Consider the following 12,233-nt stretch of genomic DNA (forward strand, 5'->3'; position numbering starts at 1 on the left):
CCTCAACAACCCCACCCCAGCGGGACCATCCTCCAGCCCCACCGCGCAAACTCCAGCGGGGCGGCTTGGAGGTGGGCGGCGGAAGATGCTGGCCGGGGCCGCCGCCGTTCTCGTCGCGGCCGCGGGTGTGTCGGCCGCTCTCGCGTGGCGGGACGAAAGCGCCCCGACCAGCGCCGCCACCAGTGCCCCCACCGGTGCGGCGAGCTCGGCGGCGGACGACGGCGAGCCGCCCCGGCGGGCCGCCACCGCGGGCAACCCGCTGAGAGCCGAGGGGCCCGTCACGTTCTACGCCCCGCCGGAGCCGGGGGCGAGCCGCCAGGCGGAGCTGTGGCAGGACGAACGCCCGGACGACGCCGAGCTGATGCGCCGCCTGGCCGCCGTCCCCCACGCCATCCGCCTCGACCAGACGGACGCCAGGCCGGAGGTGGCGCAGCGGCTCGCGGAGGCCCGCCAGGCGGGCGGCGTCCCGGTGTTCCTGGTCAATCACCTGCCCGGCGGCGACTGCCGACCGGCCACGCCCACCGACAGGGAGGCGTACCAGGAGTGGATCACGGGCGTGGCCCGCCAGATCGGCCCGGCCGCGGCGGTGGTCGTCCTGGCGCCGTCCAGCCTGGTCAACCTGCCCGGCACGGCGGCATGCGACCCAGGCGGCTCGGCCCAGCAGCGCTACGACGACCTGCGCCGGGCCGTGCGCACGCTCAAGTCCAACCCCGCGACGGCCGTCTACCTCGACGGCAGCCAGGCCGACTGGCCGGGCACCGAGCTCATGGCCGAGCGGCTGATCGGCGCGGGGATCGAGGAGACTGACGGCTTCTTCCTCAACACCGCCGCCTTCCAGGACACCGACAGGACCGTCGCGTACGGCAAGGCGCTGTCCGCCTGCATCGCCGCGCGGCGGGCGACCGGCCGGACGGGCTGCCCGGCGGACGTCCAGGTGGACCCCGCGGCCATGCCGCACTTCGTGGTCGACACCGCCAGGAACGGCCGCGGCTCCTGGCGGCCGGACAAGCGGTACGCGGACCCGCAGGTGTGGTGCAATCCGCCCGGCCGGGGCGTGGGCGAGCGGCCCACGACGGAGACGGGTGAGGAGCTGGTGGACGCGTACCTGTGGATCGCACGGCCGGGCACGTCCGGCGGCCGGTGCAGGCGGGGCACGGACGGCGAGCGCGACCCCGAGCGCGGCGTGGAGTCGCCGCCGGCCGGCGAGTGGTGGGCGGAGCTGGCCCTGGAGCGGGCGCGGAACGCCGTTCCGCCGCTGCGCTGACGCGGCCTGGTCAAGCGAACGGTAGATCTCCGGCGGCCTGCCTTGCCCGGACGACCTCCCGGGGTAAGTCTGTGACCTGCATCTTCACTCCGTCGGGAGGTTCTTCGTGAGCAAAGCGCGGGTGCCGTGGAAGGCCGTGATCGGCGGCTCCGTCGGCAATCTGGTCGAGTGGTACGACTGGTTCGTCTACAGCAGCTTCGCCGTCTACTTCGCCGCGGCGTTCTTCCCCGAGGGCGACGACACGGCGAAGCTGCTCAACACCGCCGCCATCTTCGCCGTGGGCTTCTTCATGCGCCCGCTCGGCGGCTGGCTGCTCGGCCGTTACGCCGACAGGAAGGGCCGCAAGGCGGCGCTCACGCTCACCGTCACGCTCATGTCGGCCAGCGCCCTGCTGATCGCGATCGCCCCGACGTACGACGCCGTCGGCTACTTCGGCGCGCTCGTGCTCGTGGTCGCGCGCCTGCTGCAGGGCCTGTCGGTCGGCGGCGAGTACGCGGCCAGCGCGACGTACCTCACCGAGGCCACCCCGCGCGGCCGGCGCGGCTTCGCCTCCAGCTTCCAGTACGTCTCCATGACCGCCGGCCAGCTCGTCGGCCTCGGCCTGCAGATCGTGCTGCAGAACATGATGTCGGCCGAGGCGCTGAACTCCTACGGCTGGCGCATCCCGTTCGTGGTGGGCGCGGTGGGGGCCGCGGTCGTGTTCTACCTGCGCCGCAGCCTGCTGGAGACGGAGGCGTACGACGAGGAGGAGCGCGCCACGACGGGCGCGGGGCGCGGCACGATCAAGGAGCTGCTCGCCCACCGGAAGGAGGCGCTGCTGGTCATCGCACTGACGATGGGCGGCACGGTCGCGTACTACACGTACACGACGTACCTCACCAAATACCTGTCGAACACCGCCGGGCTGGCCAAGGAGACGGCGACGCTGGTGAGCTTCTGCGCGCTGTTCGTCTTCATGTGCCTGCAGCCACTGGCGGGGGCGTTGTCGGACCGGATCGGGCGGCGGCCGCTGCTGATCACGTTCGGGATCGGGTCGATGGTGGGCACGGTGCCGCTCATGACGGCGCTCGGCGGGGTGAGCGGGTTCGCCGGCGGGCTGGTGCTGTCGCTGGCCGGCCTCGTCCTCATCACCGGCTACACCTCGATCAACGCGGTGGTGAAGGCCGAGCTGTTCCCGACGAACGTGCGCGCGCTCGGCGTGGCGCTGCCGTACGCGATCGCGAACGCCCTCTTCGGCGGCACCGCCGAGTACGTCGCCCTGTGGTTCAAGGACGCCGGCGTCGAGTCGGGCTTCTTCTGGTACGTCTCCGGCTGCGCCGCCGTCTCGCTCGTGGTGTACCTCACCATGCGCGAGACCAGGGACGCCGCCCTGTCGCGGGCCGAGCAGGCGTCGGGCGACGCGGTGACGGCCCGCGTCTGACGCCTGCGGGTTCCGCCGACCGCCTGCGGCGCGGTGGATATGGGAATGAAGTCACGGTGTCGGGTGCCACAGAATGGACACGTGACCGCACGCCTGCGCATCGACCCCGAACTGAGGATGTTCCTGCCCGTGAGCCGCCGCCAGGAGTGGCAGGAGGTGACCCCCGACGGCACCTCGACGCTGGGCCACCACGTCGAGTCGCTCGGCGTCCCCCTGACCGAGGTGGGCCCGCTCGTGGTCAACGGACGCGGCGTGCCGCCGTCCTGCCAGCTGGCCGACGGCGACGTGGCTGAGGTCCACCCGGTGCCGCGTCCCCAGCAGCTGCCGCAGGAGCCGCGGTTCCTGCTCGACGTGCATCTCGGCACGCTGGCGCGGCGGCTGCGGCTGCTCGGCATCGACGCCGCCTACCACAACGACATGGACGACCCGTCGCTGGTGGTGCAGGCCAACGAGGAACGGCGGGTGCTGCTGACGCAGGACCGCGGCCTGCTGCGCCGCCGCGCGCTGTGGCTGGGCGCGTACGTGCGCGGCTCCGACCCCGCCGACCAGCTGCGCGACCTGCTGGAGCGCTTCGCGCCGCCGCTGCGGCCGTGGACGCGCTGCACGGCCTGCAACGGCGAGCTGGAGCCGGTGCCGAAGGACGAGGTCGAGCCCCTGCTGCAGGCGGGCACGAGCCGCACGTACGACGCCTACGGCCGCTGCCGCGAGTGCGGCCAGGTCTACTGGCACGGAGCGCACAGCGACCACCTGGAGGAGATCATCCGTACGGCCCGCGCCTGGAGCACCGCCTAGGCCGCGCTCCTGGAGCGGCGCCTAGACGGCCAGGAGCTTGCGGACGTCCTCCTGGTGCAGGTCCTCGGCCGCGCCGGTGCGTACGACGTGGCCGCCGTCGAGGATGACGAACGTGTCGGCCAGCCGCAGCGCGATGTCGAGGTACTGCTCCACGAGCAGCACCGGCAGCCCGGCGGTGTGCAGGCGTTCGATGGCGGCCTCGATCTCCAGGATGATCGACGGCTGGATGCCCTCGGTCGGCTCGTCGAGGATGAGCATCCGGGGCCTGGTCACCAGGGCGCGGGCCATCGCGAGCTGCTGCTGCTGGCCGCCCGACAGGTGCCCGGCGCTCCGCTTGAGCAGCGGCCGCAGCGCCGGGAAGAGGTCGAGGGCCTCGTCGATGGCCTCCTTCGGCTGCTTGGCGGCCTCCACGGTCACCAGCAGGTTGCCCAGCACCGACAGCTGCGGGAAACACTGGTGGCCCTGGGGGACGTAGCCCATGCCGAGGCGTACGCGCTCGTGGGGCTTGAGGCGGGTGACGTCGGCGCCGTCGAACGTCACCGTGCCCGCGGTCGCGGGCAGCACCCCCATGACGGTGTTGAGCAGCGTGGTCTTGCCGACGCCGTTGCGCCCCATGACGCACACGAGCTGCCCGGGGCCCACCTCCAGCGACACCCCGAACAGGACGCGGGCGCGCCCGTACCCCGACTCGAGTCCTTTCACCGACAGCATCGCCCGGCCTCCTCTCCTGACCCGGCAGCATGCCGGTCGCGGGTCACCGGCGCCGCCCCGGGGAGCGAACGCCCGCTGAACGTCTGATGGCGGTCACCGGAGATGCGCACAGGCGGTTCCTTCCTGGCTGACCGGTTCTGCGAGAAAGGTGACTCGGCGACGTTGCGGGGGAACCGCCGCGACGTCAATGGGCCATTGCGAAACGTTCACGACCGCTCCCCGACCGCGTCGTCCGCTCTCCTGCCCAGGTAGACCTCCTGCACCCTGGGGTCGGCGCTGACCTCGTCCACCGACCCCTCGACGAGCACCCGGCCCTCGTGCAGCACGGTCACCGTCGAGGCGTGCCGCCGCAGGAAGTCCATGTCGTGCTCGACCACGACCACCGTGTGGTCCGCGGCGATCGCCGTCAGCAGCTCCCCGGTGCGCTCCCGCTCGTCCTTGGACATGCCCGCCACCGGCTCGTCCAGGAGCAGCAGCCTGGGCCGCTGCGCGAGCAGCATCCCGATCTCCAGCCACTGGCGCTGGCCGTGGGAGAGCACGCCGGCCGGCCGGTCGGCGAGCGCTTCGAGGCCCGTCCTGGCCAGGGCGTCCGCGACGGCCTCGGAGACGCCCCTGCGCCGCCGGGTCAGTGCCCACAGCGGTTTGCGGAAGCTGGCGGCCAGGTCGAGGTTCTCGACGACGGTGAGCTCCTCGAACACCACCGACGTCTGGAACGTCCGCCCGACCCCGAGCCGGACGATCTGGTGCTCCTTCCTGCCCACCAGGTCCTGACCGGCGAACCGGACGTTGCCCGCCGCCGGCCGGGTCAGCCCGGTGACCACGTCGATCAGTGTGGTCTTGCCCGCGCCGTTCGGGCCGATGAGGAAGCGCAGCTCCCCCTCCGGCACGGTCAGATTCACGCCGTCGAGCGCGCGGAACCCGTCGAACACCACCTGTACGTCACGTAGCTCGAGCACTGCGCAGCCTCCCTGCCACGGTTTGCGCGACTCCTGCGATGCCCTTGGAGGCCAGCGTCATGACCAGGATGAACAGGGCTCCTTGCAGGTAGAGCCAGCCGTCGGCGAACTGCTCGCTGAACGCGGTCTTGGCGTACCCCATGACGACGGCGCCGAGCACGGCCCCGGCCAGCACGTGCCGCCCGCCCACGGCCACGGCGACGACCAGCTCCAGCGAGGGCACGACGCCGAGCAGCGCCGGCGAGATGATCCCGACGACCGGCACGAACAGCGCCCCGGCGAGGCCCGCCATGCCCGCCGAGGCGGCGAACGTGACCGTCTTGACCAGGGCGGGGTCGTAGCCGAGGAACCGCACCCGGTCCTCGCCGTCGCGCACGGCGACGAGCAGGCGGCCGTACCGGCTGTTCACCAGCTGGCGGGTGCCGAGGTAGAGCACGCCGAGCACGCCCGCCACCACCAGGTAGAGGCCGCGCTGCGTGGAGTCCTCGGCGAGGTCCTGGCCGAACAGCTCGAAGAAGTTCGTCATGCCGTTGGTGCCGCCGGTCAGCCCCTGCTGGCCGACGAGCAGGATCACCATGGCGGCGGCCAGCGCCTGGGTGAGGATCGCGAAGTACGCCCCCCGTACGCGCTGGCGGAAGACCAGCGTGCCGAGCACCACCGCCAGGATCACCGGCCCGAGCACCGCCATGGACATGGCGAAGACCGGGTTGGCGAACGGCACCCACAGGGCGGGCAGCTCCTCCACCCCGCTCCACACCATGAAGTCGGGCAGCCCGCCCTCGGCCTCGGTGAGCTTGAGGTACATCGCCATGGAGTAGCCGCCGAGCCCGAAGAAGACGCCCTGGCCGAGGGTGAGCATGCCGCCCTTGCCCCAGGCCAGCCCGATGCCGAGCGCGACGATCGCGTAGCACAGGTACTTGGCCAGCAGCCCCAGCCGGAACGGCTCCAGCAGCAGCGGCGCGGCGACCAGCGCGACCACCGCCACGGCCGCGAAGGGCAGGTGTCGTCTGATCATGTGAGCACCCTCGACCTGAGCACGAACAGCCCCTGCGGCCGTACCTGGAGGAACGCGATGACGGCGGCCAGCACGATCACCTTGGCCAGTGAGGCGTCCGACCAGAACTCGGCGTAGGAGTTGAGCAGCCCGAGCCCGAGCGCGGCGAGCACCGCCCCACGCAGTTGCCCCAGCCCGCCCGCCACGACGACGAGGAAGGCGTCCACGATGTAGTACGTGCCGAGCGCGGGCCCGACCGGCCCGATGAGGGTGAGCGCCACCCCCGCCACACCGGCCAGGCCGGAGCCGATGAAGAACGTCAGCATGTCCACCCGGCCGGTGTCGATGCCGCTGGTGGCGGCGAGCTGCCGGTTCTGCACCACGGCCTGCGTCCTGCGGCCGAGCCCCGTACGCGTCAGGTAGAGCCAGACGGCCACCACGCCGGCCACGGCCAGGCCCATGATGAACAGCCGGTTGTAGGGCAGGATGCCCACCCCGCCCGACAGCCAGGCGGGGGCGGGCACCTGCACGTTCGGCGCGCCGAACAGGTCGCGGGCCAGTTGCTGCAGCACCAGGCTGACGCCCCAGGTGAGCAGCAGCGTGTCGAGCGGCCTGCCGTAGAAGTGCCGGATCGCCGAGCGTTCCAGGATCAGCCCCATGACGCCGGCGACCAGGAACGCCGCCGGCAGCGCCAGCACCATGTCCTGCAGCAGGAACGCGGTGTAGGCCCCGGCCATGATGAACTCGCCGTGCGCCATGTTGATCACGCCCATCTGGCCGAACGTGAACGTCAGCCCGAGCGCGATCAGCATCAGCACCGCCCCGATCGACAACCCGATGGGGAGCTGGTTGAGGAAGGCCGTCATCACTGGCCCGCCAGCCCGGCCGCCCACGGGTAGCCCTCGAGGTACGGGTCCGGCTTGATCGGCTCACCGGAGTCCCACACCTGCTCGATGAGGCCGTCCGGCTGGATGATGCCGATGCGGGCGGTCTTGTACATGTGCTGGTTGTCGCCGTCGATGGTGACCTTGCCCTCGGGCCGGTCGAGCGCGATGCCCGGCGCGGCCTTCTTGACCGCCTCGACCTCGGTGGTACCGGCCTTCTTGACCGCTTCGGCCCACAGGTGGACGGCGTTGTAGCCGGCCTGCATGGGGTCGGAGGTGACCTTGTTCTGCCCGTACTTGGCCTTGAACGCCTTGACGAACGCCTCGTTGGCCGGGGTCTCGGTGGTCTGGTAGTAGTTCCAGGCGACGGGGTGGCCGGCGATGTTCTCCACGCCGATGCCGGTGACCTCCTCCTCGGCGATGCTGACCGACAACACCGGCATGCTCTCGGCCGTGGCGCCCGCGCTCTTGAGCTGTTTGAAGAACGCCACGTTGGAGTCGCCGTTCAGGGTGTTGAAGACGGCGTCCGGCTCGGCCTGCATGACCTTGTTGACCAGCGTGGAGTATTCGGTGTGGCCGAGCGGGGTGTACTCCTCGCCGAGGATCTCCATCCCGTTCGCCGCCGCGTACGCTTTGATGATCTTGTTGGCGGTGCGCGGGAAGACGTAGTCGCTGCCGACCAGGAAGATCCGGTTCCTGCCCTGCTCCTTCAGGTAGTCGAGGCCCGGGATGATCTGCTGGTTGGTGGTGGCGCCGGTGTAGAAGATGTACGGCGAGCTCTCCAGGCCCTCGTACTGCACCGGGTACCACAGCAGCGCCTTGTAGCGCTCGAAGACCGGCAGCATCGCCTTACGGCTGGCCGAGGTCCAGCCGCCGAAGACGGCGGCGACCTTGTCCTGCCTGACGAGCTTGGTGGCCTTCTCGGCGAACGTGGGCCAGTCGGAGGCGCCGTCCTCGACGACGGGGACGATCTTCTTGCCCAGCACGCCGCCGGCGTTGTTGATCTCTTCGATGGCCAGCAGTTCGGCGTCGCGTACGGTGACCTCGCTGATCGCCATCGTGCCGCTGAGAGAATGGAGCAGACCGACCTTGATCTCGTTGGACGAGGCGGCGGTTTCTGCGTCGGATCCGCAGGCCGCCAAGGCCATGACGAGCAATGCGGACAGAATCGGACGGGAGATGCGCACAGCCGGTCCCTTCCTGGCTGACGAGTTCTGCCAGAAAGGTGACTCCGCGACATTACCCCGGAAGATCCCGAACGTTAATTGGCCATTGCCAAACTTTCACAAGGGCACTTATTCCGTCATGTCGGGATTCTTCGCCCTGTGAAACCGACACGACATCACCCGGCAACAGCGTGGAAACGGCCGGTTCCTATGGTCCGGCCATGCGGCTTACCTCACACGAGCAGGAGCGGCTGCTCATCCACGTCGCCGCCGGGGTGGCGCGGGAGCGCCAGGCCAGGGGCCTGCGCCTCAACCACCCCGAGGCTACCGCCATCATCGCGTCGTTCCTCATGGAGGGCGCCAGAGACGGGCGCAGCGTCGCCGACCTGATGGAGGCCGGACGGTCGGTGCTCGGCCGGGCCGACGTCATGGAGGGTGTCCCGGAGATGCTGGAGAGCGTGCAGATCGAGGCGACGTTCCCCGACGGCACGAAGCTCGTCACCGTCCACAGGCCCATCCCGTGATCCCCGGGGAGTACGCGCACCCCGAGGGGACGATCGAGCTCAACCCGGGGCGGGAGCGGGTGACCGTACGCGTGGTCAATACGGCCGACCGGCCGGTGCAGGTGGGCTCCCACTACCACTTCGCCGCCGCCAATCCCGGCCTGGAGTTCGACCGGAAGGCCGCCTGGGGCATGCGGCTCGACGTGCCGGCCGGCACCGCGATCCGCTTCGAGCCGGGCGTCGAACGCGACGTGTCCCTGGTGCCGATCACCGGGGATCGGGTCGTCCCCGGCCTGCGGCCGGAGTGGGCGGGGCCTCTCGATGACTGACATCTCCCGCGCCCGCTACGCCGCCCTCTACGGCCCCACGACCGGCGACCGCGTCCGCCTGGCCGACACCGACCTGTGGATCGAGGTCACCGACGACCTGTCGATGGGCCCGGCCGGGGCCGGCGACGAGGCCGTGTTCGGCGGCGGCAAGGTGATCCGCGAGTCCATGGGTCAGGCCCGCGCCACCCGCGCCGAGGGCGCCGCCGACCTGGTCATCACCGGCGCCGTGATCCTCGACCACTGGGGAGTGGTCAAGGCCGACGTCGGCATCCGCGACGGGCGCGTCCACGCCATCGGCAAGGCCGGCAACCCCGACACGATGGACGGCGTCGACCTCGTCATCGGCCCGTCCACCGAGGTGCTCGCGGGCAACGGCAAGATCCTCACCGCCGGGGCCGTCGACTCCCACGTCCACCTGATCTGCCCGCAGCTCCTCGACGAGGCGATCGCGTCGGGCGTCACCACGATCGTCGGCGGCGGCACCGGCCCCGTCGAGGGCACCAAGGCCACGACCGTCACCGGCACCTGGTACCTCGGCCGCATGCTGGAGTCGCTCGACGCCTACCCGCTCAACTTCGCGCTGCTCGGCAAGGGCAACACCGTCAGCTCCGAGGGCCTGCTCGAACAACTGCGCGCCGGCGCCTCCGGCTTCAAACTCCACGAGGACTGGGGCTCGACCCCGGCCGCCATCGACGCCTGCCTCACCGTGGCCGACGCCTCCGGCGTGCAGGTCACCCTGCACACCGACACCCTGAACGAGGCCGGCTTCGTCGAGTCGACGCTCAACGCCATCGGCGACCGGACGATCCACGCGTACCACACCGAAGGGGCAGGCGGCGGGCACGCGCCCGACATCATCCGCGTGGCCGCGTACGCGAACGTGCTGCCGTCGTCCACCAACCCGACCAGGCCGCACACCGTCAACACGCTCGACGAGCACCTCGACATGCTCATGGTGTGCCACCACCTCAACCCCTCGATCCCCGAGGACCTCGCCTTCGCCGAGTCGCGGATCCGGCCGACCACGATGGCCGCCGAGGACGTGCTGCACGACATGGGGGCGATCTCGATGATCGGCTCCGACTCCCAGGCCATGGGGCGCATCGGCGAGACGATCATCCGTACGTGGCAGACCGCGCACGTCATGAAGGCCCGGCGAGGCTCGCTGGGCGGGCCGGCGGACAACCTGCGGGCCCGGCGCTACATCGCGAAATACACCATCTGCCCGGCCATCGCGCACGGCCTGGACGCCGAGGTCGGCTCCGTCGAACGCGGCAAGCTCGCCGACCTCGTCCTGTGGGACCCGGCGTTCTTCGGGGTCAAGCCCGACCTCGTGCTCAAGGGCGGCGTGGTGGCCTGGGCGCAGATGGGCGACGCCAACGCCTCCATCCCGACGCCCCAGCCGGTGCTGCCCCGGCCCATGTTCGGCGCCTCACCCGTGACGGCCGCGGCGACCTCGCTGCACTTCGTCGCGCCCCTCGCCCTGGAGTCGGGCCTCGCCGACCGGCTGGCCGTGCGCCGCCGGCTCGTCCCGGTGGCCGACGTTCGGCGGCGCGGCAAGTCGTCCATGCCGCTCAACGACGCGCTGCCCCGGATCGAGGTGGCGCCCGACACGTTCGAGGTGCGTATCGACGGCGACCTCATCGAGCCCTCCCCCGCCGCCACCTTGCCCATGACCCAGCGCTACTTCCTGTTCTGAGGAGCTTCATGCACGGACTTCCCTCGGCGGGCTCGCCCGGATGAACCCGGCGCTGCTCCTGCTCACCGACTCCCGCCTGCCGGCCGGCGGCCACGCCCACTCGGGCGGCGCCGAACGCGCCATCGCCTCGGGGGCGGTCGGCGACGTGCCGTCGCTGGCGGCGTTCCTGCGCGGACGCCTGCACACGACCGGCACGGCCACCGCCGCCCTGACCGCCGCCGCCTGCGCCGAGGCCGACACTCATTCACGTCCGGGGGCGACGCTCGACGCCGAGGCCGGCGCGCATTCACGTCCGTGGGTGGCGCTCGACGCCGAGGTGGACGCCAGGACCGCGTCTCCCGCGCAGCGGGAGGCCTCGAGGACGCAGGGCCGCCTGCTGCTCCGGGTCGCCCGCCGCGTGTGGCCGTCGCCGGCGCTCGACGGGCTGGCGCGGGCCGTACCGAGCCCGCATCATCCGATCGCGCTCGGGGTGGCGGCGCACGCGGCCGGGGCCACGCCCGAGGAGGCCGCGCTGGCGGCGGCCTATCACGCCGTCAGCGGACCCGCCACGGCGGCGGTTCGACTCCTCGGCCTCGACCCCGTGGCCGTGCACGGGCTGCTGGCCGACCTCGCCCCCGACCTCGCCGCCGTCGCCGCCCGGGCCCGCCTCGCCACCGCCGGCCCTCCCCACTGGGAGGCGCTGCCCGCGGGCTCGGCCCCCGCCCTCGACCTGATCGCCGAACAACACGCGCAGGCCGCCGTCCGGCTCTTCGTCTCCTGAACGCTCCGCAAGGAAGGACACCTCACCATGGGCGCCAATCACGACGACCACCACCACGCCCCCGACGGACGCGGCCGGGCGCTGCGGCTAGGGGTGGGCGGGCCGGTCGGCAGCGGCAAGACCGCCCTGGTCGCCGCCCTGTGCCGGACCCTCGGCCCCACGCTGTCCCTCGGCGTGGTGACGAACGACATCTACACCACCGAGGACGCCGACTTCCTGCGCCGGGCGGGCGTCCTGGACGAGGAGCGCATCCTCGCCGTCGAGACCGGCTGCTGCCCGCACACCGCCATCCGCGACGACATCGCCGCGAACCTCGACGCCGTGGAGACCCTGGAACACCGCTTCGGCCCCCTGGACCTGGTGATCGTGGAAAGCGGCGGCGACAACCTGACGGCCACGTTCAGCCGGGGCCTGGCCGACCGGCAGATCTTCGTGCTGGACGTCTCGGGCGGCGACAAGGTGCCCCGCAAGGGCGGCCCCGGCGTCACCACGTCGGACCTGCTGGTCGTCAACAAGACCGACCTGGCGCCGCTCGTGGGCGCCGACCTCGACGTGATGGCCCGCGACGCGAACGCCGTACGCGGGGAGCGTCCGGTCCTGTTCACCTCCATCCGGCAGGACCCCACGGCCGTGGACACCTGCGCCTACCACCTGCACGGCGGCACCGGAGTGCTCGCCGAGCCCGAACCCGGGCACTTCGTCGCCTGCGCCCGGCTCAGCACCTGTCAATAGGAGAAACACGTGAGTTCGTACCG

General features: G+C 71.6%; 13 protein-coding genes. 8 read left to right on the plus strand and 5 right to left on the minus strand.

Annotated features, from left to right (window positions below; all coding sequences use genetic code 11):
• Positions 1-85 precede the first annotated feature (85 nt).
• The 3 genes from C1J01_RS39505 to C1J01_RS39515 all read left to right on the plus strand — a co-directional run bounded on the left by C1J01_RS39505 (position 86) and on the right by C1J01_RS39515 (position 3,476).
• Positions 86-1,264, plus strand: a complete 1,179-nt coding sequence (locus C1J01_RS39505; protein WP_111184125.1) for a glycoside hydrolase family 6 protein — start codon at positions 86-88, stop codon at positions 1,262-1,264.
• A gap of 106 nt (positions 1,265-1,370) precedes the next feature.
• Positions 1,371-2,684 (plus strand): MFS transporter, encoded by a 1,314-nt coding sequence (locus C1J01_RS39510; protein ID WP_181449218.1) that lies wholly within the window; start codon positions 1,371-1,373, stop codon positions 2,682-2,684.
• A gap of 81 nt (positions 2,685-2,765) precedes the next feature.
• Positions 2,766-3,476, plus strand: a complete 711-nt coding sequence (locus C1J01_RS39515) for a Mut7-C RNAse domain-containing protein (RefSeq protein ID WP_268958786.1) — start codon at positions 2,766-2,768, stop codon at positions 3,474-3,476.
• A 21-nt stretch (positions 3,477-3,497) separates the two neighbouring features.
• Here C1J01_RS39515 and urtE read toward each other — a convergent pair whose 3' ends face one another.
• From urtE to urtA, 5 genes are all read right to left on the minus strand, one after another.
• Positions 3,498-4,187, minus strand: a complete 690-nt coding sequence (urtE, locus tag C1J01_RS39520; protein WP_111184131.1) for an urea ABC transporter ATP-binding subunit UrtE — start codon at positions 4,185-4,187, stop codon at positions 3,498-3,500.
• Between the two features lie 206 nt (positions 4,188-4,393).
• Positions 4,394-5,143, minus strand: coding sequence for an urea ABC transporter ATP-binding protein UrtD (gene urtD / locus C1J01_RS39525; protein ID WP_111184133.1), 750 nt, complete (start codon positions 5,141-5,143; stop codon positions 4,394-4,396).
• Positions 5,127-6,158 carry an urea ABC transporter permease subunit UrtC gene (gene urtC / locus C1J01_RS39530; RefSeq protein ID WP_111184135.1) on the minus strand — a complete coding sequence of 344 codons (1,032 nt, stop codon included), beginning with the start codon at positions 6,156-6,158 and terminating at the stop codon, positions 5,127-5,129. The genes urtD and urtC overlap by 17 nt, the downstream gene beginning before the upstream one ends.
• Positions 6,155-7,003, minus strand: coding sequence for an urea ABC transporter permease subunit UrtB (urtB, locus tag C1J01_RS39535; RefSeq protein ID WP_111184145.1), 849 nt, complete (start codon positions 7,001-7,003; stop codon positions 6,155-6,157). Before urtB ends, urtC begins: the two co-directional genes overlap by 4 nt.
• Positions 7,003-8,208: an urea ABC transporter substrate-binding protein gene (gene urtA, locus C1J01_RS39540; protein ID WP_438943176.1), complete on the minus strand. Its 1,206-nt coding sequence runs from the start codon at positions 8,206-8,208 to the stop codon at positions 7,003-7,005. Before urtA ends, urtB begins: the two co-directional genes overlap by 1 nt.
• A gap of 200 nt (positions 8,209-8,408) precedes the next feature.
• Between urtA and C1J01_RS39545 the strand changes: the two genes are divergently transcribed.
• The 5 genes from C1J01_RS39545 to ureG are packed head-to-tail and all read left to right on the plus strand — an operon-like array spanning position 8,409 to position 12,210.
• Positions 8,409-8,711, plus strand: coding sequence for an urease subunit gamma (locus C1J01_RS39545; protein ID WP_080041930.1), 303 nt, complete (start codon positions 8,409-8,411; stop codon positions 8,709-8,711).
• Positions 8,708-9,019, plus strand: a complete 312-nt coding sequence (locus tag C1J01_RS39550) for an urease subunit beta (protein WP_111184137.1) — start codon at positions 8,708-8,710, stop codon at positions 9,017-9,019. The genes C1J01_RS39545 and C1J01_RS39550 overlap by 4 nt, the downstream gene beginning before the upstream one ends.
• Positions 9,012-10,718, plus strand: coding sequence for an urease subunit alpha (locus C1J01_RS39555; protein ID WP_111184139.1), 1,707 nt, complete (start codon positions 9,012-9,014; stop codon positions 10,716-10,718). The genes C1J01_RS39550 and C1J01_RS39555 overlap by 8 nt, the downstream gene beginning before the upstream one ends.
• Positions 10,719-10,758: 40 nt before the next feature.
• Positions 10,759-11,478 carry an urease accessory protein UreF gene (locus tag C1J01_RS39560; RefSeq protein ID WP_111184141.1) on the plus strand — a complete coding sequence of 240 codons (720 nt, stop codon included), beginning with the start codon at positions 10,759-10,761 and terminating at the stop codon, positions 11,476-11,478.
• Positions 11,479-11,505: 27 nt separating this feature from the next.
• A complete protein-coding gene (gene ureG, locus C1J01_RS39565; RefSeq protein WP_235854965.1) occupies positions 11,506-12,210 on the plus strand; it encodes an urease accessory protein UreG in 705 nt (234 codons plus the stop codon).
• Positions 12,211-12,233: the final 23 nt, after the last annotated feature.

The sequence above is a fragment of the Nonomuraea aridisoli genome, from assembly GCF_003236395.1.
GTDB lineage: Bacteria > Actinomycetota > Actinomycetes > Streptosporangiales > Streptosporangiaceae > Nonomuraea > Nonomuraea aridisoli.